A 21879-nucleotide genomic window follows, 5' to 3' on the forward strand; every position below is an offset into this window, starting at 1 on the left:
GCGACAGCAGCGATCGCTTGGCGGAGGTCCTCGTGCTCCAAGGCGAGCATGGCGTGCGTCGAGGTGGCGACTCACCGTGGGCGGATCGTCATGCGGGAGGGTGATGATCCGGGCCTGGTGGTGACCACCTCACCGGCCAAGCTGCGGCCGTTCGTCCTCGGGGTCAAGGCCGGGGAGTTCGACCACCTCGTGTGAGCGCCGCCGGAACCGCGCTGGACCGCCCGGTACCGCGTGCCGGCGGCAGAAGTCATCGTTCTCCGGGGACACCGTGGCGTGCGTTGAGGTGGCGGCTCACCTTGGGGGATCGTCGTGCGGGAAAGCGGTGATCCCGGCGTGGTGGTGACCGCCACGCGCGACAAACCGCGCGCCTTCATCCCGGGCATCGAAGCCGGCGAGTTCGACCACCTCGTCCGCATCGGCACCCCGCCCACATCCGGTCGCCTTCGGAGGCTCTCCGAGAGCCGATCCGAGGGAGTCGCCGCGACAACAGCGGGCGCTTGCCGAAAGTCCTCGTGTTCCGGGGCGAGCATGGCGTGCGTCGAGGTGGCGACTCACCGTGGGCGGATCGTCATGCGGGAGGGTGATGATCTGGGCGTGGTGGTGACCACAACGCGCGAGAAGCTGCGGGCGTTCGTCCTCGGGGTCAAGGCCGGGGAGTTCGACCACCTCGTGTGATCGCGACCGGAACCGCGCGGGGCCGCCCGGTGCCGCGTGCCGCCGGCCGGGGCCGCGCCCGCGTCCGGCACCGCCCCGTGCGCGGTGGGGTGGTGCCGGGCGGGGGTCCGGTCCGGCACACTCCGCGCATGCGACTCTTCACCGCCGTGCTGCCGCCCGCCGCCGTGACCGATCCGCTCCTCACCGAGGTGACGGCGCTCCGGAAGGCCGGTGTCGGCGACCCGGACGGGTCCGGGCACTGGACCGACCCGGCCGGCTGGCACCTCACCCTCACCTTCCTCGGCGAGGTCCCCGACCCCGCCGTGCCCGACCTGGTCGCCGCCCTGGAGGCGGTGGGCGCGGCGCACGCGCCGTTCGCGTCCGTGCTCCGGGGCGCCGGCGTGTTCGGTGGCCGTTCGCTCTGGGCCGGCGTCGGCGGCGACGTGGCATCGCTCACAGCGCTCGCCGCCGCCGGTCGCTCCGCCGCCGAGGCGACGGGCGTCCCGGCGGACGCGCACACCACGTTCACCCCGCACCTCACCCTCGCCCGCCTCCCCGATCCGGAGCCCGCGCGGGCCGCGTTGGAGGAGTGGGAGGGTCGGGAGTGGACGGTGCCCGAGTTCGCGCTCGTCCGCAGCCGGCTGCGCGACGGGGACGAGCCCGGCCCCCGTTACGAGGCCCTGGCACGCCTCCCCCTGATCGGCTGATCCGCGACATTCGTTACGCTCGACGGCGTGGATCCGAAGACCCGTAACCGTGTGATGGCGAGCGTTCTCGTCCTGATGTTCCTCGTCGTGGCCGTGGCCGCCGCCGTGGGCCAGTAAGCCCCCGCCAGGGCCCGCACACGCCCTGACCTCGTCCCCTGGGCCCCCGCCCACCGCCTCGAACCGTGCCGCAGCAGGACGGCGACGGGCCGGTCGTCGGCCCCCGGGGTCTACACCCCGGCACCGACGACCGGCCCGTTCGCGTGCCCGTCGCCCCGCCCACCGTGCCCGTGCGCACGTCGGACGGGACGGGACGGTCGCACGCCGGCGGGTGACACCCGTACGTGCGCGCGACCGCCCCGAAACCCCTCCGGGATCCGCAGACCCGGCCGGCGGACGACTACCAGGCGAATGCCTCCGGGGAGGGGCCGGGGCCGGGGAAGATCTCGTCCAGCGCCGACAGCACCTCCTCGCTCAGCTCCAGCTCCAGCGCCCGCAGCGCGCTGTCGAGCTGCTCACCGGTGCGGGGCCCGACGATGGGACCCGTCACGCCCGGCCGCGTCAGCAGCCACGCGAGCGCCGTCTCGCCCGGCTCCAGGCCGTGCTTGTCGAGCAGGTCCTCGTACGCCTGCACCTGCGCGCGCACCTGCGTGTTCGCGAGGGCGTCCGCCGAGCGGCCTTCCGCCCGCCGGCCGCCCGTCGCCTCCTTCTTGATCACGCCGCCGAGCAGGCCGCCGTGCAGCGGGGACCACGGGATCACGCCGAGCCCGTACTCCTGCGCGGCCGGGATGACCTCCATCTCGGCACGGCGTTCGGCGAGGTTGTACAGGCACTGCTCGCTGACGAGGCCGACGAGGCCGCGCCGGTCGGCGATCTCGTTCGCCTGGGCGATCTTGTAGCCGGGGAAGTTGGACGAGCCGACGTACAGGATCTTGCCCTGCTGGACGAGCACGTCGAGGGCCTGCCAGATCTCCTCGAACGGGGTCCGGCGGTCGATGTGGTGCATTTGGTACAGGTCGATGTAGTCGGTCTGGAGCCGCTTGAGGCTCGCGTCGACCGCGCGCCGGATGTTCAGCGCGGAGAGGCGGTCGTGGTTGGGCCACACATCACCGTCGCCGGCCATGTTGCCGTAGACCTTCGTGGCGAGGACCGTCTTGTCCCGGCGACCGCCGCCCTGGGCGAACCAGGTGCCGATGATCTCCTCGGTGCGGCCCTTGTTGTCGCCCCATCCGTAGACGTTGGCGGTGTCGAAGAAGTTGAGACCCGCGTCGAGCGCGGTGTCCATGATCGCATGGCTGGTGGGTTCGTCCGTCTGCGGACCGAAGTTCATCGTGCCGAGGACAAGTCGGCTGACCTTGAGTCCGGTGCGCCCGAGCTGCGTGTACTTCATGGGACACCAGACAACTGCTTGGAGTGCACTCGAAGCAAGAGCGTGGGCCCGGGGCGCGCCGGGGCAATTTCACGAGGGTGCGGAACCCGGGTGGAAACCCGGGAAAAAATCCACCCGAGGAACGGGAACACGCTGCTGTGGCCGCGAGTTGAAGCCTGCGAGTGGGCACATGACGGGGTGTAGGGGTACACCCCGCGAGGGAACCAAGGCGCCGACGAGGGGTTGTCGGGCCACGCGCACGCAAGGCCGCCTGACCGTGGGCGGGTTGCGGCGGTACGACACGGGACCGGAACGAAGACCGGGCGCACAGGCGTGGGCACACGCACGACGAGCACACCGAGCACGCACTCGCCGCGCGAACACGAACGCGGAGGCCAACGCCCGGACCGCGCGGGGGCCCAGGGCACGGGGCACGAGGCACAGAAGCGGGTACGGTGCGGGGGGTGGGGGCGGGCACAGGACCCGGAACACCCGGGGCTCAACGACCCACAGACGACCGAGGACAGGGACCAAGGGAGCAGGGGCCGACGTAGGCCGAGGGCGGAGGCGGAGGCCAGGACAGGGGCCGGCACGGGCCAAGGCCAGAGGCGGGGACAGGGCCCGACGCAGGTCAAGGCCGGAGGCGGGGGCAGAAGCCGGCACGGGCCAAGGGCGGGGCCAGAGGCGGGGGGGGCAGGGGCCAACGCGGGCCACGGGGAAGGCCGCGGGTCAAGGCAGGGGCCGACACGGGTCAAGGCCAGGGGCGGGGGCAGAGGCCGACGCAGGCCAAGTGCAAGGCCAAGGGCGGAGGCGGGGGCCAACGCGGGCCAAGGCCGGGGGCAGAGGTAGAGGCCGGCACGGGACAAGCGCGAGGCCACGGGCAGGAGGCAGGTGCCGACGGGGGCCATGGGGGAGGCCGAGGGCCAGGGCAGGGGCGGGGCCGGGGGAACAAGGCCGGGGGCAGGGGCCGGGGGAACAAGGGCGGGGGTCAGCCGAGGATCAGGCCCACGAGGGCCGAGGCCGCGCCGGTCACGGCGAGCACGTCCGCCCAGGGGAGGAAACGGGGAACCGTGACGATGCCGGGGGCGTGCCCGCGCGTCGGGGACACTTCGGCGATGCGGTCGATCTCGTCGGCCATCCACTCGGCCTCACCCTGCGGCACGGGCAGCCACATCCAACGCCGTTCGGTCGCCAGGTGGTTCCAGTCCCGACCGGCGTGCGGGAGCAGCATCCGGGGGTCCTCGCCGTCCTGGAGCAGGAGCAGCAGCCCCCGTCCGGGGTCGGCATCGGCCCCGATGAGGTGTCCGTAGGGGACGACGTGCCGCCGGAAGGTGTCCGTGACCACCAGCCGGTCCTCGTGCGCCACCACACGCACCGTCGCGAACCGCAGCAGCACCGCGAGGAACAGGAGCGCGAGCCCCAGAACGAGACACCGCGGGCCGGTCCCCCCGTCGAACCCCGCCCACCACACCGACAGCGCCACGACGACCACCCCGAGAACACCCAGGCACGGGCCGAGCAACCGACTCCTGCGGTACCGGGCCGGAATCACGATCGGCACGTCGTCCACAAGTCTGCCGTCGCCTCTCCCGCCTTCGACCCGCCCGCCGTCGATCGGCCCGTCCCCGTACCCGTCCTCGACCCGCCCGGGGTCCTCGCCGCTGCCCGAACCCGCCCCGTTCACCCGCCTCGTGTGCCCCATGGGGGCCTCCCTCTCGCTCGCGTTCTCCCCGTTCGACCCTATGGAAGCCACACCCGGTGCGGGACGGGACCAAAGCACCGAATCGCGGCCCTGGCGTGGTGTCACGTGCCGAGCTCACGGCGAGACGCCGGGGCGGATACCGAGCCCGCCCGGGCCGGCTCCGTCACCGCTTCGGCCGCCCGGCCGACAGGGCGCTCGTGCCGGCGAGCGGCGCGTCCACGTCCCCAGGCGGCAGCCCTGACCCCGCCGTGCCGTACGGGGCGGGAGCCCTGTGGGCCGCTCGCCCCGCTCGGCGGGTGCGTCGCCCCCGCACGGGTCGGATGACGGGCCGGGAAGCGGCCCGGGAGCATCGCATCGGCAGACCGTACGGGTCGGCAGGCCGGCGAGCCGTCGTCCGCGCGGGGACGCCGGCCAGGGGGCGGCTGCGCGAGGACGTGTACCGGCCGATGTGCGGCCGAAGGCCGGTGTGCGGCCGAAGGCCGGTGTGCCGGGGGGGCTGGTGTACCAACCGAAGGGGCCAGCGTGCGGCCCGAAGCCGAAGGCCGGTGTGCGCCGAAGGCAGCGTGCGGGGGGGCTCGTGTACCTGCCGCAGGGGCGGATGTGCGGGCTGGCGGGGCCGATGCACCAGCCGGAGGGACCGGTGCGCGGGCCGAGGGCCCAATGTGCGGCCGGCGTAGCCGGTGTACCGGCCGGACGGGCCGGTGTGCGGCCGGAGGGGCCAATGTGCGGGCCAGGGGGCCGATGCACCAGCCGGAGGGACCGGTGTGCGGGCCGAGGGCCCAATGTGCGGCTGGCGTAGCCGGTGTACCGGCCGGACGGGCCGGTGTGCGGCCCAGGAAACCGATGTGCGGCCGGAGGGGCCAATGTACCGGCCGACAGGGCCGATGTGCGGGCCGGCGGGACCAACGCACCGGCCGGAGGACCGGTGTGCCGCCCGGGGACCGATGTACCGGCCGACGGGGCCGATTGTGCGGGCCGGAGGGGGTGGTGTGCGGCTGGAGGGGCCGATGTGCCGGCCGAGGGGGCCGATGTGCGGGCCAGCGGGACCGGTATGCGGCCCGGAGGGCCGATGTGCAGCCCGGAGGCTGGTGTACCGGCCGATAGGGCCGACGTGCGGGCCTGCGGGACCGGCGTGCGGCCCGAAGGGGCTGGTGTGCGGCCCGGGGGGGCGATGTGCGGCCCCGGCGGGACCGGGTGCAGCCCGGGGGGGGCGGGTGCAGCCCGGGGGGCCGATGTGCGGCCGGAGGGGGCGGTGTGGGGCCGGAGGGGCCGATGTGCCGGCCGGAGGGGGTGGTGTGCGGGCAGTGGGGCCGGTGTGTGGGGTGGCCGGGTCTGGGTGCGGGGCGGGGTGGCGGGGCGGCCCGGGGCGGCGGTCGCCGTGTCACTGGGGTGGGCGGGTGTGCCGACCGGTGGCCGGTGACGGGCTGCCCGTGGCCGTGGGCTTGACGGGGGCTCGCGGCAGGGCTCGACGGAGGGGCGGGGTCAGAAGGGGTGGGTGTACGGGGCGCCGATGGACCATGCCTGGTGGAGGACGGTCGCGAACTCGCGGGCCAGGCGGTGCTCGCCGGAGACGCTGGGGTGGGTGCCGTCGTACGTGTCCACCGCGCGGTCCCAGCCCTGCGGGCGGTCCGTGAGGAGCAGCGGGGACGTGGCGTCCGCGAGGTCGGCGACGGCCTTGGCCAACAGCACGTTGAACCGGGCGCACTGGGCGCCGAAAGGAGCGTCCTCGTCGGCGCGCACGTTCGGGATGACCGGCATGAGGACCATGCGCACGTCGGGGCGCGCGGACCGGGCCTCCGCGATGAAGCGGCGCACGTTGACCTCGGTCTGGTCGGCGTCGGTGTAGAAGCCCAGGTCGATGAGGCCGAGGGAGACGAGCAGCACGTCCGGGCGGTGTTCGGCGACGACCGGGCCGATGAGGGGGGCCATGTGCTGCCAGCCCTCGCCCCAGCCCGCGAGGTGCCGGCGCGCGGCCGACGGGAACGCGGGGTCGGCGTACGCCGACGCCGCGGCCCCGGACACGGGTCGGGGAGCGCCGACGTCCGTACCGGCGTCCGCCGCGGTGGTGGCGGCGGTGGCAACGACGGTAGTGGCGGCGCCGGCAGCGGTGGTGGCGGCGTCGTCGCCGGTGGCGGTGGCGGTGGCGGTGGCGGTGGGCGGGACGTACAGGTCGGTGCGCGGGCCCACGATCTCGACGGGCTCGGCGCAGGCGGCCGTCAGGTGCCGCCACATGCGGTACCGCCAGGTGAAGTCGCCCGCGCAGCCCACGGTCATGGAGTCCCCGACGAACAGGAAGCGCATCGGGCCATCATCGCGGATCGACACCCCCCGCCCCCTGTGACCCCGAACACGCCGCATGCGGCCGGCCTGGCACGCTGGGGAGATGCGCCGTTCCCGCCGCCCCGTGCCCGCGACCCCCTCCGCGCCCGCACTCGCGCCCGCCCGCCTCCCCGCCCCCGGTCCCGGGTCGGCCCCCGGGCCCGCTCAAGGAGCCGTGCGCGGGCCCGCTGACGGAGCCGGCTTCGCCCCCGCCCGACCGCCCATCAACCGGCCCGTCACCAGCCGGCTCGCCCCCGACCTGCCCGCCAACGCTCGGCCCGCCACCACGCAGCCCGCCACCGGCCGGCTCGTCCCCGACCTGTCCGCCAAGGCTCGGCCCGCCAACGCCCCGCTCGCCCCCGCCCGACCCGCCACCACCCAGCTCGTCACCAACCGGCCCGTCACCGGCCGGCTCGCCCCCGACCTGCCCGCCAACGCTCGGCCCGCCAACGCCCCGCTCGCCGGTGCCCGACACGTCGCCCCGCCCGGCCCCGCCCGGCTCGCCGCCGTGCCCGTCGGCGTGCGTGGGCGGCGGATCGCGCGGGTCTCCCGGGTCGGGCGCGCGGTCGGGGTCGTGCTCGTCGCGTGCGGGGTGCTCGCGCTGCCCGCCGTCGGGGTCGCGGGGGCCGCCGGCGTGCCCGGGACCGAGACGTTCACGATCAGCGACCCGCGGATCACCGAGTCCAGCGGCCTGGCCGCGAGCCGCCGGCACCCCGGGGTGTTCTGGACGCACAACGACAGCGACGACGGCCCGTACGTGTACGGCGTGGACGCGGCCACCGGGCGCACCGTCGCCCGCGTGACGCTGACCGGCATCGGCGACCCGCGCGACGTGGAGGGCATCTCGCTGGGCCCGGACGGCCGGCTGTGGCTCGGTGACATCGGCGACAACCTCGGCGGCACCTGGGACCGCGTGTGGCTGTACCGCTTCGAGGAGCCGAGGGAACTGGGCGACAGCACGGTCGCGGCGACCCGGTTCACGGTCCGGTACGCGGACGGGCCGCGCGACGCCGAGGCCCTGATGGTGCATCCGGTGACGGGGCGGGTGTACATCGCGAGCAAGCACAAGGAGAAGGGCGGGCTGTACGAGGGGCCCGAGCCGGGGCGGATGACGACGGAGGGCGTGAACACGTTCCGTCGGATCGACGACGTGCCGTGGACCACCGACGGGGCCTTCTCCCCGGACGGGAAGTCGCTGACCCTGCGCGGCTACCTGTGGTCGAAGACGTACCCGTGGCGGGACGGGCGACCGGTCGGCGAGGGCACGGACGCGGGCGCGCCGTTCCAGGGGCAGGCGGAGTCGGTGACGTACTCGGCCGACGGGTCGACGCTGCTGTTCGGGGCGGAGGGCCGCAACAGCCAGGTCATCGCGGTGCCCGTGCCGGGCGTGGAACGCCCTTCGCCGAAGCCGGGCGCGGCCGGGACCGGGGCGGACGCCTCGAACGCGCCGGGCGGGGAATCCGGAGCGGGCGCGGCGGCCGGGGAGGCCACGTGGTCCAAGGGGGCGGTGGGCCTGGTGGTGGTGCTGTTCCTGGGCTTCGTGATCCGGGGTTGGCTGCGGAGGAAGACGGGCGGCGGCGCGGGGCGCGACTGAACCCCGGACCGGCGCCGGTCCGGGCCGGCGAGTGGGCCGGACCAGCGAGTGGGCCGGGCCGACGGGTGAGTCGGGCCGACGGGTGGGCCGCTCGGTCCGGGCCGGGTCGGGCGGTCCGGGCCGGGTGGTGTCACGGGGGGGGGTGCCGGACGCTCCCACGGTCAGGCGGCACAGGCGAGCGTCACAGCCGGGCGGCGGGGCCGGACGGGACGGGCGGGCGGCACGGCCGGACGGGACGGCCGGGCGGGACGGGCAGGCGGGACGGGCAGGCGGGACGGGCAGGCGGGACGGGCAGGCGGGACGGGCGAGCGGCACAGCCGGGCGGTACGACCGGACGGCACAGGCAAGCGGCACGGGCGGGCGAGCGAGCGGCACGGGCGGGCGGCGGGGCGGGGCGACTGGGTGGTGGACGGGGTGGGGTGCGGTGTGTGGTGGATGGTCGGCCCTGGGGTTCACAGGCGCGGCAGGTGGGTCGTGAGGAGGGCCCGCAGTCGGTCCGCGTGGGCCCGTGACATGCCCCGCTTGGGCATGTCACCCCAGGTGTCCGGTGTCGAAGACGAGCACGAACAGGGTGTGGGTCTCGCCCCACCCCTCGTAGCGGGACCACGGGTAGCCGACGCCCGTCCCGTCGGGCCGGATGCTCACCGTGCCGCGCTCGTGCGTCACCGTGCGGTACTCCGGGTACTCCGCCGCCCACCGCCGCATCCGCGCGGCCACCAGGGACCGCGTCACGAATCCGAGGGCCCACGCCGCGCCGACCGCGGCGAGGACCGGCACGAGTCGGGAATCGGGCCCGACCACCGGCAGCGGGTGGAGGGCCGCCACCGCGGTCGCCGGGACGGCGGGGGCCGCCACCGCCCGGAACAGGAACTCGATCCGGCCCGCCCGGCGCCGTCGCGTGCGCCGGCACAGGACCGCGCGCACGTCGCCGGCGCGCGGCTCGTGCCGTGACTCCACCGCACCCGGGCCGAAGCGGCCCAACGGTTCGCCGGCCCGACCCGTTCCCGCGCTTCCGCCGTCGCTGTCCTCCACGACGGCGCAGCGTGGATGGGCCACCGCGCCCGCTCGCGGGCGGGGGCGGGGTGGGTCACGTGGCGGCGGCACCCCCGCCGCCGTTCGGGATGGCGCACCGCGCTCCGCGGACCGGCCGCCGTGACCCACCGGCCCGGGAACGGAGGCGAAGGCGGTGCCATGCCCGAAGCGGGGCCGGGGCCGGGGCCCGACGGCGCGGGCTGTCCGGTCTGCCCGGGGAGCCCGTGACGTCGGGCCCCGGGGCCCTCGGGGCGCGCTCGCGGGCCGTGGGGGTCAGCTGTGGCCGAGGTCCGCTTCGGTCTCGGACTGGGCGCCGACCGGCACGGAGCCGGTGTCGGCGGCCGGGCGCAGCGGGAACGCGTCGGCCGTCATCGAGTCGTGCACCGGCTCGGCGGGGCGCGGCGGCTTCGGCATGACGGCGGCCTCGGAGTGCCCGCCGCAGCCGTAGGTCAGGGAGACCAGGCGGCCGTCGGCCGGGCCGAACTCGTTGGCGCACACGCCGAATGCCTGGCCCAGCGAGCCGCCGATCGCGACGAGGAACCCGCACGAGTTGCAGGACGCGGGCGCGGCCTGCGCCATCGGGGTCTTCGCCCCGTACTGCTCGTCCCAGCGGTCGGCGGCGGAGTGCAGCCCGTAGCGGGACAGGACGCGGGCCCGGCGCATGCCGAGTTCCTCGGCGACGGCGGTGATGGAGCCGCGTTCGGGGATGACCACGCGGTCGGTGACGACGGCGTCCTCGGCCTCGACGAGCTCGGCCATCTCGGCGGAGACGGCGGAGTTCGGCGGCGGCTGGTCCTCGCCGGTGTAGCCGGGCTCCAGGCGCAGGTCGTCGGCCTCGGTGGGCAGCAGGTCGCCGGGGCCCATGTCGCCGGGGCGCAGGCGCTCGCTCCACGGCACCCATTCGGGGGCGAGGACGGCGTCGGGGCCGGGCAGCAGGACAGTCTCGTCGAGGGTGACGTTCTTGGCGCGGGAGGCGCGGGTGACCGTGACGGCCCAGCGCCAGCCGCGGTAGCCGGGTTCGGCGCACTCGAAGAAGTGGGTGACGACGCGGTCACCCTCGGAGACCACCGAGACGTGCTCGCCGACCACCCCGGGGGCGGCCGCCTCCTCGGCGGCGCTCCGTGCCAGGTCCACCGCCTCGACGCACAGCCGATCGGGGGTACGCGGGGTACGCGGGGCACGGCTTCGCGTGGTCGCAGCACTCACTGGTCTCGTTCTCTCCTACGCCGTCTCACGAGTGCGCCGTCCGTACTTGTCGTCGTTCAACGACCCGTCGGTCCAGGCCGTGCGAAGCGCGGGCGGAGCGGACCTGGGGGCCGCGTCGACGTCCGCGCCCGAATCGGTCTCGGGCACACCTCCTGCCATCCATTCTGCGGGATCGCAAAGAGGCGCGCGGCCAAGAGGTACCGCCGGTGGCGCGCTACGCACGCTACCTCGTTACCGGCCCGGGGCCCACATGCAAGTCCGATTCGCGGACAGCCGGACGGCCCTGCGGGAGGTCCGCGCGACCCCCGATCGGGGGTCCCGGGCGGGCCGGCGGGGCTGTCACGGCGGGGTGCGGGAGGGCCGAACGGGTGTGATCGGAGGGCGGGGTGACGGTCCTGCGGGCGTGTCGTCGCAGGTCGCGCGGGACTCGGCCGGGCGGGTGCGGGGCGGTGTCGGCGGGTGACGTGATTCCGCCGCGAGCCGATCCGGGTGGATCCGGGCCGGCGGGGCGGGCGTCGCGCGATCGGGGTCACGGGAGGGGGCGCGGGGCGGAAACGGAAGCGGAGGGGGCGCGGCACGGGCGGACGCGGCGGGGCGCGCGGTCGGGGTCGCGGCACGGGGGTGAGTCGAAGGCCCGGGTCGAAGGGGCCGAATCGCGGGCCGAATCGCGGGCCGGCGCGCGTTCCGGGGACACGCCGGGGCCTGTCGGCGCGCGTCACGGGCCGGTCGGGGCCGGTCGGGGGCCGGTCGGGGGGCGGTCGGGGGCCGGTCGGGGCCGGTCGGGGCCGGTCGGGGGGGCGGACGGGACCGGTCGGGGGCCGGTCGGGGCGGCCCGTGCGGGGCTCGCGGGTGCCGGGCGCCGCCGAACGGGCGGTGTGCGGGGTGGTCGGCGGGCCGGAAGCGCGTGTTCGGGGCGCCTTCGGCGGGTGGGGTGGGGCAGTATGGCCGGATGGCACCCGCACGGTCGTCTTCCGACGGCTCGGGCCGGGCCAGTCGGGCCGCCCGGGCGGTCGGCCGTGCCCTGCACCTGCCGATCACGGGTACCGCGCGCGGTATCCGGCGCGCGACGCACGCGCACGGCGCGGGTGAGTCGGGGCTCGGCAAGCTGATCGAACTGCACGCCGTGAACGGCGCGGGCGACGTGTTGATCACGGTCGCGTTGGCGTCCACCGTGTTCTTCTCCGTCCCCACCGACGAGGCGCGCGGTCGGGTGGCGCTGTACCTGGCGATCACGATGGCGCCGTTCACGTTGCTCGCGCCGGTGATCGGGCCGTTGCTGGACCGGCTGCCGCACGGGCGGCGGGCCGCGATGGCGGCGGCGATGTTCGCGCGGGCGGTGCTGGCCGTGGCCATGTCGGGGGCGGTGGCGACGGGCGGGCTGGAGCTGTACCCGGCGGCGCTCGGGGTGCTGGTGGCGTCGAAGGCGTACGGGGTGGTGCGCAGCGCTGTCGTGCCCCGCTTGTTGCCGGCGCGGTTCTCGCTGGTGAAGGCGAATTCGCGGGTGACGTTGGCGGGGTTGTTGGCGACGGGCGCGGCCGCGCCGATCGGGGCCGGGTTGCACGCGATCGGGCCGCCCTGGCCGCTGTACGGGGCGTGTCTGGTGTTCCTGGTGGGGACGGTGGCGGCGTTCACGTTGCCGCACACGGTGGACGACGCGAAGGGCGAGCGGCGGGCCCGGCTGTCGGCGCACGAGCGGCGTTCGCGCAAGCCGGGGCTGCGGACGGTGGGGCCGTCGGTGCTGTGCGGGCTGGGCGCGAACGCGGCGATGCGCTGCCTGTCGGGGTTCCTGATCTTCTTCCTGGCGTTCCTGCTGCGCGAGCACCCGTTGGCCGGGCAGAGCGCGGCGGTGTCGTTGGGCGTGGTCGGGGTGTCGGCGGGCCTGGGCAACGCGCTGGGGACGGCGGTGGGCGCGTGGCTGCGGGCGCGGGCGCCGGAGGCGATCGTGGCGGCGGTGCTGGTGTCGGTGGTGGTGGTGGCCGTGTTGGCGGCGGTGTTGTTCTCGGGGGTGATGGTGGCGGTGTTGGGGGCGACGGCGGGGTTCTGTCAGGCGTTGGCGAAGTTGTCGTTGGACGCGATGATCCAGCGCGACGTGCCGGAGGAGGTGCGCACCTCGGCGTTCGCCCGGTCGGAGACCTTGTTGCAGGTGGCGTGGGTGTTGGGCGGGGCGATCGGGATCGCGTTGCCGTTGCACGGGGTGTTGGGGATGTCGGTGGCGGCGCTGGTGGTGACGCTGGGCGCGGTGGCGGCGGTGCGCGGGCTGGTGGCGGCGCCCCGGCACGGGCCCGGGACGCGGCCCCGGCCCGTGTGAGGGCTCGGGTCGGGCCGGCCGCGGGCCCGGGTGTGACGTCGGCAACCCGGCCGACCCCGTGCGGGCCGGCGGGGTGATCGACCGATAGCCTTCGGCTCATGACCGCACCGCTTTTCTCAGGTAGGGCCCGCCGCAGTGTCGCGGCCCTCGGGGCCGTGTCCGCCGGCCTCCTCGTCCTGTCCGCCTGCGACAAGCCGACGCCCTTGGCGACCGTGACGGTCGGCAGTTCGTCGGTCACCGCCGAGGCGACCTGTCTGCCGGCCAAGGGCGCGAAGGAGCTGAGCGAGAAGCAGCTCTCCGACTGCCTGACGCCGGATCCGAAGAACACCAAGACCATCGACTTCTCCCCCGGCGACGTGCTGCGCCTGGGCGTGGACCCGGAGATCGTGGAGGGCGGCAAGCGTTGGGCCGCCGTCGCCGGTCAGCAGGGGCTGGGCGAGCCGACGGACAAGACGTACCAGAGCTTCAACGGGGTGAACCCGTTCGCGACGAACGGTCAGGGCCCGGCGCCGGAGTCGATGCCGGTGCACATCGCGCAGTTCGGCGAGGACAACAAGCCGATCGCGATCTGGTCCTTCACCCTCAAGCGGGTCTGATCCGCGGGCCGGCCCTCCTCCCGGGCCGGCCCCGACCCGTCGGAGAGACGACTCCGGGCCCCCCTTCACCCGGAGAGACGACGACGCGGGGAACGCGTCGCACGCGACGAAACGAGGCGAACGGGCCGTGCGCGTACTGGTGGTGACGGCGGTGGCGGCCGAGGCCGAGGCCGTGGTCGCCGGACTGTCCTCGGCGACCGACCCCGGTCGGGGCGGTGTGCCGCCCGAGCCGGAGCCCTGGGCGGGCGACGCCGGCCCGGGCGGCCCGCGCACCCTGCCCGGCGGGTACCCGCTGACCCGTCGGGACCTGCCCGGGCTGGCCGTGGACGTGCTGGTGGGCGGGGTGGGACCGGCCGCCGCGGCGGCCGGCACGGCGACCGCGCTGGCCTTGGCCGGGCCGGACCGGCCCTACGCGGCGGTGGTGTCGGCGGGCATCGGCGGCGGTTTCGTCGAGCGGGCCCCGGTGGGTTCGCTGGTGGTCGCCGACCGCATGGTCGCGGCCGATCTGGGCGCGCAGGACCCGGCCGCGCCGACCGGGTTCCGGGGCGTGGACGAGCTGGGCTTCGGGCGGGGCGAGCACCGGGCCCCGGTGGACCTGTCGAAGGCGTTCGCCGTCGCGCTGGGGGTGACGCCCGCCCCCGTGGTGACCGTGTCCACGGTCACCGGCACCGCCGAACGGGCCGCCGAGTTGGCGGCCCGGCATCCGGGGGTCGCCGCCGAGGCCATGGAGGGCTTCGGGGTGGCCGAGGCCGCCGTCGGGTACGGGCTGCCGGTGGTGGAGGTCCGGGCCGTGTCGAACGCGGTGGGGCCCCGAGACCGGGACGCCTGGCGGATCGGGCCCGCGCTGGCGGCGCTGACCGAGGGTTTCCGCGTGCTGGGACCCGTACTCGCGAGCTGGGGAGAGAACCATGATCGCCGCTGACACCGTCCGCATCGCGTACTCGCCGTGCCCGAACGACACGTTCGTGTTCGACGCGTGGGCCCACGGCCGGATCCCGGGCGCGCCCGCGCTGGACGTGGAGTTCGCCGACATCGACGTGACGAACGGGTGGGCCGAGCGCGGCGAACTCGACGTGCTGAAGGTGTCGTACGCGGCGCTGCCGTGGGTCCTCGACGAGTACGCGCTGCTGCCGTGCGGCGGGGCCCTGGGGCGGGGCTGCGGTCCGCTGGTGCTGACGCGCGAGCCGGGCCTGGACCTGACGGGGCGGACGGTGGCGGTGCCGAGCGAGCGCTCGACCGCGTACCTGCTGTTCCGGCTGTGGGCGGCGGACACGCTGCCGGCGGGGGTGGGCCGGATCGAGGTGCTGCCGTTCCACGAGATCATGCCGGCGGTCCGCGACGGACGGGTGGACGCCGGACTCGTCATCCACGAGGCGCGGTTCACGTACGGCGAGTACGGGCTGCACTGCCTGGCCGACATGGGCGAGCACTGGGAGGCCACGACCGGCCTGCCGATCCCGCTGGGCGCGATCATCGCGAAGCGGTCGCTGGGCGCGGAGCGGCTGCGGGCCCTGGCGGAGGCGGCGCGGACCTCGGTGCGGATGGCGTGGGAGGACCCGGAGGCATCGCGGCCGTACGTGCGGGCGCACGCGCAGGAACTCGACCCGGCGGTCGCGGACCAGCACATCGGGCTGTACGTGAACGAGTTCACGGCGGACCTCGGCGAGGCCGGGTACGCGGCGGTGCGGGGGCTGCTGACGCGGGCGGCGGCGGAGGGCCTGGTGCCGCCGATCAAGCCGGACGCCCTGGACTTCCCCGGCGCCTGAACCGACGCGTGGGCCGACGCGTGGGCCGGAACGCGACGGTGCCCCGGCGCCGCCCGTGGGGGCGGGGCCGGGGCACCGGTGCGCGGGAGGGTCAGACATCGAGCTGGTCGGCGACCGCCCGCAACAGTCCGGCGATCTTCGCGCCGTGCGTCTTGTCGGGGTAGCGGCCCCGCTCCAGCATCGGCGTGATGTTCTCCAGGAGGGTCGTCAGGTCCTGCACGATGGACGCCAGCTCGTCGGGCTTGCGCCGCTGGGCGGCCGCGACGGAGGGCGTCGGGTCGAGCACGATCACCGAGAGCGCCTGGTCGCCGCGCTGGCCCGCCACGACACCGAACTCCACGCGCTGGCCGGGCTTGAGCGAGTCGACCCCGGCGGGCAGCACCGACGAGTGCACGAAGACGTCACCGCCGTCGTCGCGGGAGAGGAAGCCGAAGCCCTTCTCGCTGTTGAACCACTTGACCTTGCCGGTAGGCACGTCCGTCCTCTGTCCTTGTGCTCGTCGGGTCCGGGAACCCCGGGTGAAAGGGTCCGGATAACAGTGCAGCGGGTCGCTGGGACCCGCTGATTCCAGGCTAATGCTCCCAGGTGACCTGGCAAGACGCTGCCCGGTCCTTCCCTGGGTACCGCTTCGGCCAGGAACTACCCGGACGCGGTCCGATTCATGCCGCCCTGACCTGTGGCTTTCCCCTCGGCCCGGCCGGGAACCGGGAACGGGGCCCGCCGGCCGGGCCCGAACGGCGCGCGGTCCCGGGCCGATCCGGGGCGGCGCGGGGCGGGTGGGGGCGGGTCGGGCGGGGTCTTAGGCTGGGGGCGTGACCTCTACTGCGCGCATCGACGACCGGCGACCCGGGGACGGCCTCGTGAAGGCCGGCGGGATCGTGTTCATCCTGGGCGCGGTGGCGACCCTGGCGACCATGGCCCCGCTGTTCCTGGGGACCACGCCGCTGCCCTCGTGGGCGTGGTCGGCGTGCATGTTGATGGGCGTGGGCTTCGCCGTCTCGGCGGCCGGGGTGCTGCGGTCCATCGCGTTCCAGCGGCGCGCGGCCCGCGCCTCGCAGACCGGCTGACCGACCGGCCCACCCCCGTACCGGCCCCAACCCGTACCGGCCCCGCGTCCGTGCCGACGCGGGGCGGTGGCGTACGCCCGGGCTCAGACGCCGGCGGTGCGCTCCGCGCGGTGCTCGGCGAGCCAGGCGGGCAGGGCGGTCAGGTCGGACAGGATCACGTCCGCGCCGGCCTCCCGCAGCTCCTCCGCCGGGCAGGGCCCGGTCGGGACGGCCACGGACAGCGCCCCGGCGGCACGGGCCCCGCGCACGTCACCGACGTGGTCGCCCACGTACACGGTCGCGTCGTAGGCGCGCAGGGCCTGCGCCTTGGCCTCGGCCCACAGCCAGCCGACGACCGCGTCCGGTTCGATGCCGAGGTGGTCGAGGTGCATCCGCGCGTTGGGCTCGTGCTTGGCGGTGACGACGATCGCCCGACCACCGAGGGCCCGGACGGCGGCGACGGCCTCGCGGGCACCCGGCAGGGCCGGGGTCTCGGCGATGGCGTGCTCGGGGTACAGCTCGCGGTACCGGGTGGTCATGGCGGGCACGTCGGCCTCGGGGAACCAGCGGATCAGCTCGTCCTGGAGCGGCGGCCCCAGCCGGGTCACGGCCTCGTCGGCGTCCACCCACACCCCGGTCTCGGCGGACAGCGCGCGGTAGGCGGCGCGGATGCCGGGGCGGGAGTCGATCAGCGTCATGTCGAGGTCGAAGCCGACGGTGAACGCGGCCGGCGGGATCTCGGGGAAGACGGGGGACTCGGGAGCGGCGGAGGTCGGGATGTCGGAGCGCATGCCGGCCATTGTGCCCGGGTTCGTACCCGGGTCGGCGGGCCTCGGGGTCACCGCGGATGACGGGAGGGCGAACATCCGGGGCGCGGGTCGGGTCCGGCGGGGCGGCGGCGGTGCGCTGCCGGAACGGCGGGCGGGTGGGCGGGCCGGGTGGCCGGTCGGGCGGCGCCGGGTCAGCGGCGGACGATGCCGGCGTCCTCGGCGTACTCGCCGAATATCACCACGCCGACGGCGGTGCCCGCGAAGACCTTCGCGGCCCGCAGCACGCCGCCGAGGCCGGTGCGGCGCGGGGCGTCGGAGGTGGCGGTGGCCCCGTTCGCACGGTCGGCCTGGATCGGGGTGAGGAGTGCGGTGGTCATGGGTTCAATCCTGCCGATCCGTCCCCTTCGGCACATCGGTCCCCAGGCGGAACCCTCGGGCCCCCGGCGTCCTCCTCAAGACGCATCCCACCCCCGAGGAAGCACGACCCGGCGCGTACCCCCGGCGCACCCGACAAGATCGCCCCGAAGCGGGTTCGGGATCCGAGCGGGACCGGAACGGGCTCGCGCGCGGTGCGGCGGGGGGTCTAGAATCGCCGGTCTTGCCGCCTCCACCGCCATCACCGGGGAGTGCCGCCGACCGGTCGGAACCGGTCGGTTCGTGTTTCTGTCAGCCGTCCCGGCCGTCGCGCGGGTCGCGCCCACCGCCGTCGCGGGATCGGAGCGCCCCCGTCCGCGCGCGCCGGCAGCACGCAGTAGGAGGCAGTTCCCGTGCCCGCGCACGCCCCTGAGAGCAACCCCGAGACCGACCCCGAGAACCCCGAGAACCCTCAGGGTCACCGCCTCGCCCCCGAGGCACTCGCCCCCGAGGCCCTCGCCCCCGACACCGGCCCGCTGGAACGCGAACGCGCGCACCTGGCGTCCTCCCGGGCCGCGCTGCGCGCGATGCGCGCCGAGGCCGAGGCCCTGGACATCAAGGACGTCACCGCGAACTGGGTCAACGCGATCGTCCTCCAGGCGCAGATCGACGACCGGATCAAGGCCCTCGCCGACCTCGCCGACACCCCCCTGTTCTTCGGCCGGCTCGGCTACCTCACCGCGCCCGGCGCCGACCTCGCCGAGGGCGCGGCCGGCGAGGAGTTCCACATCGGCCGCCGGCACGTCCACGACGCCGACGGCGACCCGATGGTCATCGACTGGCGCGCCCCCGTCTCCCAGCCCTTCTACCGGGCCTCCAAGGCCGATCCGCAGGGCGTCGTGCTGCGTCGCCGCTTCGGCTACACCGGCGGCGAACTGACCGCCTACGAGGACGAGCACCTGACCGACCCGGACGAGGCCGACCTCGGCGTCGGCAACCTGCTCCAGCAGGAGATCGAGCGGCCCCGCGTCGGCCCCATGCGGGACATCGTGGCCACGATCCAGCCGGAGCAGGACGAGATCGTCCGCTCGGGCCTCGGCGGCACGGTCTGCGTGCAGGGCGGACCCGGCACCGGGAAGACGGCCGTGGGCCTGCACCGGGTGGCGTACCTGCTGTACGCGCACCGGGAGCGGCTGGCGCGCACCGGCACCCTCGTGATCGGGCCGAACCGTTCCTTCCTGCACTACATCGAGCAGGTGCTGCCGGCCCTCGGCGAGCTGGAGGTCAAGCAGGCCACCGTCGACGACCTGGTGACCCGGCCCGGCGTGGCCGAGATCAAGGGCACGGACGCCGCGCCGACCGCCGTGGTGAAGGGCGACGCGCGGATGGCGACGGTGCTGCGGCGGGCGGTGTGGTCGCACGTGACGGAGCCGACCGAGGCCCTCGTCGTGGTGCGCGGTTCGCGACGGCACCGGATCCCCGCGTACGAGCTGGCCGAGATCACGGCCGAGCTGCGGGCCCGGGACATCCGCTACGGGGCGGCCCGGGAGGCCCTGCCGCAGCGGATCGCGCACGCGGTCCTGGTGCGGATGGAACAGTCCGGCGAGGCCCCGGACGACCGGGTGCAGAACGCGGTGGCCCGCAACGCGGCGGTCAAGGCAGCCGTGAAGGAGATCTGGCCGCCGGTGGACCCGGCGAAGCTGGTGCTGCGGCTGCTGTCGGACCCGGAGTTCCTCGCGGAGCACTCCGAGGGGGTGCTGAGCGAGGCCGAACGCGAGCTGCTGCTGTGGCCGAAGCCCTTCCGCAGCGTGAAGTCCGCGAAGTGGTCGGCGGCCGACCTGGTGCTGGTGGACGAGGCGAACGACCTCGTGGAACGGACCGGCTCGCTGGGGCACGTGGTGGTCGACGAGGCGCAGGACCTGTCGCCCATGCAGTACCGGGCGGTGGGACGCCGGTGCAGCACCGGCTCGGCCACCGTGCTCGGCGACCTGGCCCAGGGCACCACGGCGTGGGCCACGCGCAGTTGGACCGAGGCGCTGGAGCACCTGGGGAAGACGGACGCGGTGGTGGAGGAGCTGACGGCCGGCTTCCGGGTGCCGCGCGAGGTCATCGCGTACGCGTCCCGGCTGCTGCCGGCGATCGCGCCGGGCCTCGCGGAGGTGGCCTCGGTGCGTGAGGCCCCCGGCTCGCTGGAGGTCCGCCACGTGCCCGCGCCCGCCGTGCCACGACCTGCTGAGGCCGAGGCGGGGGCGGAGGCCGAGGCGGTTCCGGACACCGCCGCGCTGACCGCCGCCGTGGTCGCCGCGTGCCGGGACTCGCTGCGGCACGAGGGCTCCATCGGGCTGATCGCCGCCGACGCGCGGATCCCGGAGCTGGCCGAGGCCCTGCTCGCGGCGGACCTGCCGTACCTGGACCCCGGCACCGAGACCACGGCCGCGTCCCGGCTGACGCTGGTGCCGGCCTCGCTGGCGAAGGGCCTGGAGTACGACCACGTGGTCCTGGACGAGCCGGCCGCGGTCGTGGACGGCGAACCGGACGAGCGGACCGGCCTGCGCCGGCTGTACGTGTGCCTGACCCGCGCGGTCTCCGGCCTGGTCACCCTCCACTCCCGCCCCCTCCCGGCGGCCCTCGGCACCCCCGTCGCGGTCTGATTCACGGCGCGAGAGCGGGTCGGGGGGTGTTTCACGTGAAACACGGTCCGGCCCGCTCTCGGCGTCGTGCGCCGACCCCCGGCCCGCGCCCGGTGGTCGGGGTGGGGCGGGCCGTGGGTCGGAGTTCAGGGGGGCGGTCGTTCAGGGGGTCAGGCGAGCGGGCGGTCCAGGGCGGCGCGCCAGTCGGCGACGGCCGCCGCCGACACGGGTCGCTGCCAGCCCTCGGGACGCGCGGCGCCGCCGATGTGGAAGGCGTCGAGGCCGGCCGCGCGCAGGCGCGGCAGGTGGGCGAGGCCGAGGCCGCCGCCGACGAGGATCTGCTGCTCGTAGCCCTGCTCGCCGGAGCGCGCGGCCTCGGCGAGGAGCACGTCGAGGCCGACGTCGACGCCGTCGGCCGAGCCGGCCGTCAGGTACGTGTCGAGGCCGGGCACGTCGGCGAGGGCCTTGCGCAGGCCGTCGCGGTCGGGGGTGCGGTCGATGGCGCGGTGGAAGGTGAAGCGGCAGCCGGAGATCTCGGCGGCCAGGGCCTCCACGGCGACGAGGTCGGGGCCGCCCTCCGGGGTGAGGAAGCCGAGCACGAACTCGTCGGCGCCCTCGGCGCGCAGCACGCGGGTCTCGGCGAGGAGCCGGTCGAGGTCCTCGGCGGAGCCGGCGGAGAAGCCGTCGGTCTTGCGGAGCATCACGCGCAGCGGGATGTCGACGGCCGCACGGATCGCCGCGAAGGTCTCGCGCGGCGGGGTGAGACCGTCGGCGGCCATGTCGGTGACCAGTTCGAGGCGGTCCGCCCCTCCGGCCCGGGCCGCGATCGCGTCCTCGGCGTCGAGGGCGATCACCTCCAGGACTGCGCGCTTGCTCATACGGTCCCACTCCTCCGGAATACGGGCGGTCTGCGAAATAGGTCTAGTCCAATATCCAGAGTACGGGGCGCCCGGCACCCCCACCAGCACATCCGCGCCACCCTCACAATGTCCGCATGCCATCGCAGACCCCGCCGCCCGCACCCGAACCCCTCGACGACCCCGCCGCGCGGGCCCGACTGGCCGCCGACTGGGCCGCGTTGACCCGCGCCGCCGGCGCCGACCCGACCGTCGACCCCGCCCCCTACGGCGACCGGCTCCTGACCGCGTGGGCCGAACCCGCCCGCCGCTACCACGACACCGCGCACCTGCTCGCCGTGCTGCGCCGCGTGGACGAGCTCCTCGACGCCGGCGCTCCGGCCCCCGACCCGGCGGCCGTCCGCCTCGCCGCCTGGTTCCACGACGCCGTCTACCGGCCCGACCGCTCGGAGAACGAGGAACGCAGCGCGGCCTGGGCCGAGCGCGCCCTGCCCGAGCTCGGCGTGCCGGGCGCGCGCACCGCCGAAGTGGCCCGCCTGGTCCGGCTGACCGTCACCCACGACCCCGCCCCCGGCGACCGGCACGGGGAGCTGCTGTGTGACGCGGATCTCGGCGTCCTCGCCGGCGACCCGGATGCCTACGCCCGGTACGCCGCCGCCGTCCGCGACGAGTACTCCTTCGTGCCCGAGCCCGCCTTCCGCGCCGGTCGGGCCGACGTGCTGCGCGGGCTCGCCGAGCTGCCCGCCCTGTTCCGCACCGCGCACGGGGCCGCCCACTGGGAGGGCCCGGCCCGCCGCAACCTCGCCGCCGAACTCCGCGCGCTCACCGAAGCCGGCTCCTGACCCGGGACTCACCCCCGTCACGCCGGGGCCGACCGAAACAAACCGACCAACACGGGAATGTGCACACGCAATAACCGGTTGGCCCCGTCATGCCCGCAGAACGACACCGAGACGATCCCGCCCGCCCCGA

The 21879-nt window shown here is 75.6% G+C and carries 20 protein-coding genes; 11 read left to right on the forward strand and 9 right to left on the reverse strand.

All coding sequences use genetic code 11. The annotated features are described in order from the left end of the window. The first annotated feature begins 12 nt into the window (after window positions 1-12). The 3 genes from ACN20G_RS10400 (at window position 13) to thpR (ending at window position 1361) form a co-directional block, all read left to right on the forward strand. Window positions 13-195, forward strand: coding sequence for a DUF397 domain-containing protein (locus ACN20G_RS10400; protein WP_424215461.1), 183 nt, complete (start codon window positions 13-15; stop codon window positions 193-195). Window positions 196-339: 144 nt separating this feature from the next. Beyond that, window positions 340-675 (forward strand): DUF397 domain-containing protein, encoded by a 336-nt coding sequence (locus tag ACN20G_RS10405; RefSeq protein WP_424215462.1) that lies wholly within the window; start codon window positions 340-342, stop codon window positions 673-675. Between the two features lie 128 nt (window positions 676-803). Next, a complete protein-coding gene (thpR, locus tag ACN20G_RS10410; RefSeq protein ID WP_424212458.1) occupies window positions 804-1361 on the forward strand; it encodes an RNA 2',3'-cyclic phosphodiesterase in 558 nt (185 codons plus the stop codon). Between the two features lie 397 nt (window positions 1362-1758). Here the strand turns inward: thpR and ACN20G_RS10415 are convergent, their stop codons facing one another. From ACN20G_RS10415 to ACN20G_RS10425, 3 genes are all read right to left on the reverse strand, one after another. Continuing rightward, on the reverse strand, window positions 1759-2748 hold the full coding sequence (locus ACN20G_RS10415) for an aldo/keto reductase (RefSeq protein ID WP_424212460.1): 990 nt from the start codon (window positions 2746-2748) through the stop codon (window positions 1759-1761). A 967-nt stretch (window positions 2749-3715) separates the two neighbouring features. Continuing rightward, on the reverse strand, window positions 3716-4429 hold the full coding sequence (locus tag ACN20G_RS10420) for a hypothetical protein (RefSeq protein WP_424212461.1): 714 nt from the start codon (window positions 4427-4429) through the stop codon (window positions 3716-3718). 1482 nt (window positions 4430-5911) lie between these two features. Next, the gene (locus tag ACN20G_RS10425) at window positions 5912-6730 is read right to left on the reverse strand and encodes a GDSL-type esterase/lipase family protein (RefSeq protein ID WP_424212462.1); all 819 of its coding nucleotides are present in this window, start codon (window positions 6728-6730) and stop codon (window positions 5912-5914) included. A gap of 193 nt (window positions 6731-6923) precedes the next feature. Here ACN20G_RS10425 and ACN20G_RS10430 point away from each other — a divergent pair, with 193 nt between their 5' ends. Beyond that, window positions 6924-8342 carry a WD40 repeat domain-containing protein gene (locus tag ACN20G_RS10430; protein WP_424212463.1) on the forward strand — a complete coding sequence of 473 codons (1419 nt, stop codon included), beginning with the start codon at window positions 6924-6926 and terminating at the stop codon, window positions 8340-8342. 531 nt (window positions 8343-8873) lie between these two features. Here the strand turns inward: ACN20G_RS10430 and ACN20G_RS10435 are convergent. Together ACN20G_RS10435 and ACN20G_RS10440 are read right to left on the reverse strand one after the other, a co-directional pair. Continuing rightward, window positions 8874-9374 (reverse strand): hypothetical protein, encoded by a 501-nt coding sequence (locus ACN20G_RS10435; RefSeq protein ID WP_424212464.1) that lies wholly within the window; start codon window positions 9372-9374, stop codon window positions 8874-8876. 273 nt (window positions 9375-9647) lie between these two features. After that, window positions 9648-10580 (reverse strand): DUF3027 domain-containing protein, encoded by a 933-nt coding sequence (locus ACN20G_RS10440; protein WP_424212465.1) that lies wholly within the window; start codon window positions 10578-10580, stop codon window positions 9648-9650. A 949-nt stretch (window positions 10581-11529) separates the two neighbouring features. Between ACN20G_RS10440 and ACN20G_RS10445 the strand changes: the two genes are divergently transcribed. The 4 genes from ACN20G_RS10445 to ACN20G_RS10460 all read left to right on the forward strand — a co-directional run bounded on the left by ACN20G_RS10445 (window position 11530) and on the right by ACN20G_RS10460 (window position 15250). Further along, on the forward strand, window positions 11530-12888 hold the full coding sequence (locus tag ACN20G_RS10445; RefSeq protein ID WP_424212466.1) for an MFS transporter: 1359 nt from the start codon (window positions 11530-11532) through the stop codon (window positions 12886-12888). Window positions 12889-12986: 98 nt separating this feature from the next. Then, complete coding sequence (locus ACN20G_RS10450) at window positions 12987-13484, forward strand: DUF2771 domain-containing protein (RefSeq protein WP_424212467.1); 498 nt, start codon at window positions 12987-12989, stop codon at window positions 13482-13484. A 127-nt stretch (window positions 13485-13611) separates the two neighbouring features. Beyond that, complete coding sequence (locus ACN20G_RS10455; RefSeq protein ID WP_424212468.1) at window positions 13612-14406, forward strand: futalosine hydrolase; 795 nt, start codon at window positions 13612-13614, stop codon at window positions 14404-14406. Beyond that, the gene (locus ACN20G_RS10460; RefSeq protein ID WP_424212469.1) at window positions 14393-15250 is read left to right on the forward strand and encodes a 1,4-dihydroxy-6-naphthoate synthase; all 858 of its coding nucleotides are present in this window, start codon (window positions 14393-14395) and stop codon (window positions 15248-15250) included. Before ACN20G_RS10455 ends, ACN20G_RS10460 begins: the two co-directional genes overlap by 14 nt. Before the next feature lie 91 nt (window positions 15251-15341). On the opposite strand, the gene ACN20G_RS10465 is transcribed toward ACN20G_RS10460, so the two are convergent. Further along, window positions 15342-15725 carry a cold-shock protein gene (locus ACN20G_RS10465; RefSeq protein ID WP_424212470.1) on the reverse strand — a complete coding sequence of 128 codons (384 nt, stop codon included), beginning with the start codon at window positions 15723-15725 and terminating at the stop codon, window positions 15342-15344. Window positions 15726-16062: 337 nt separating this feature from the next. Between ACN20G_RS10465 and ACN20G_RS10470 the strand changes: the two genes are divergently transcribed. Further along, window positions 16063-16317, forward strand: coding sequence for a hypothetical protein (locus ACN20G_RS10470; RefSeq protein WP_424212471.1), 255 nt, complete (start codon window positions 16063-16065; stop codon window positions 16315-16317). An 83-nt stretch (window positions 16318-16400) separates the two neighbouring features. Here ACN20G_RS10470 and ACN20G_RS10475 read toward each other — a convergent pair whose 3' ends face one another. After that, window positions 16401-16994, reverse strand: a complete 594-nt coding sequence (locus tag ACN20G_RS10475) for an HAD family hydrolase (RefSeq protein ID WP_424215463.1) — start codon at window positions 16992-16994, stop codon at window positions 16401-16403. 263 nt (window positions 16995-17257) lie between these two features. After that, complete coding sequence (locus ACN20G_RS10480; RefSeq protein WP_424212472.1) at window positions 17258-17443, reverse strand: hypothetical protein; 186 nt, start codon at window positions 17441-17443, stop codon at window positions 17258-17260. A gap of 564 nt (window positions 17444-18007) precedes the next feature. Between ACN20G_RS10480 and ACN20G_RS10485 the strand changes: the two genes are divergently transcribed. Then, on the forward strand, window positions 18008-20071 hold the full coding sequence (locus ACN20G_RS10485) for a HelD family protein (protein ID WP_424215464.1): 2064 nt from the start codon (window positions 18008-18010) through the stop codon (window positions 20069-20071). A 149-nt stretch (window positions 20072-20220) separates the two neighbouring features. Here ACN20G_RS10485 and ACN20G_RS10490 read toward each other — a convergent pair whose 3' ends face one another. Continuing rightward, the gene (locus ACN20G_RS10490; protein WP_424212473.1) at window positions 20221-20928 is read right to left on the reverse strand and encodes a copper homeostasis protein CutC; all 708 of its coding nucleotides are present in this window, start codon (window positions 20926-20928) and stop codon (window positions 20221-20223) included. 116 nt (window positions 20929-21044) lie between these two features. Between ACN20G_RS10490 and ACN20G_RS10495 the strand changes: the two genes are divergently transcribed. After that, on the forward strand, window positions 21045-21749 hold the full coding sequence (locus ACN20G_RS10495; RefSeq protein WP_424212474.1) for a hypothetical protein: 705 nt from the start codon (window positions 21045-21047) through the stop codon (window positions 21747-21749). Window positions 21750-21879 lie beyond the last annotated feature (130 nt).

Source organism: Streptomyces dryopteridis (assembly GCF_049606955.1).
In the GTDB taxonomy this organism is placed as follows: Bacteria; Actinomycetota; Actinomycetes; order Streptomycetales; family Streptomycetaceae; genus Streptomyces.

What these genes read in the sequence shown, in the direction of transcription:
- ACN20G_RS10490 (WP_424212473.1), bottom strand. Translation starts at nt 20,928, where the DNA reads ATGAGCAAGCGCGCAGTCCTGGAGGTGATCGCCCTCGACGCCGAGGAC.
- ACN20G_RS10460 (WP_424212469.1), top strand. Translation starts at nt 14,393, where the DNA reads ATGATCGCCGCTGACACCGTCCGCATCGCGTACTCGCCGTGCCCGAAC.
- ACN20G_RS10450 (WP_424212467.1), top strand. Translation starts at nt 12,987, where the DNA reads ATGACCGCACCGCTTTTCTCAGGTAGGGCCCGCCGCAGTGTCGCGGCC.
- ACN20G_RS10445 (WP_424212466.1), top strand. Translation starts at nt 11,530, where the DNA reads ATGGCACCCGCACGGTCGTCTTCCGACGGCTCGGGCCGGGCCAGTCGG.
- ACN20G_RS10425 (WP_424212462.1), bottom strand. Translation starts at nt 6,730, where the DNA reads ATGCGCTTCCTGTTCGTCGGGGACTCCATGACCGTGGGCTGCGCGGGC.
- ACN20G_RS10420 (WP_424212461.1), bottom strand. Translation starts at nt 4,429, where the DNA reads ATGGGGCACACGAGGCGGGTGAACGGGGCGGGTTCGGGCAGCGGCGAG.
- ACN20G_RS10485 (WP_424215464.1), top strand. Translation starts at nt 18,008, where the DNA reads ATGCGCGCCGAGGCCGAGGCCCTGGACATCAAGGACGTCACCGCGAAC.
- ACN20G_RS10480 (WP_424212472.1), bottom strand. Translation starts at nt 17,443, where the DNA reads ATGACCACCGCACTCCTCACCCCGATCCAGGCCGACCGTGCGAACGGG.
- ACN20G_RS10495 (WP_424212474.1), top strand. Translation starts at nt 21,045, where the DNA reads ATGCCATCGCAGACCCCGCCGCCCGCACCCGAACCCCTCGACGACCCC.
- ACN20G_RS10415 (WP_424212460.1), bottom strand. Translation starts at nt 2,748, where the DNA reads ATGAAGTACACGCAGCTCGGGCGCACCGGACTCAAGGTCAGCCGACTT.
- thpR (WP_424212458.1), top strand. Translation starts at nt 804, where the DNA reads ATGCGACTCTTCACCGCCGTGCTGCCGCCCGCCGCCGTGACCGATCCG.
- ACN20G_RS10475 (WP_424215463.1), bottom strand. Translation starts at nt 16,994, where the DNA reads ATGACGCTGATCGACTCCCGCCCCGGCATCCGCGCCGCCTACCGCGCG.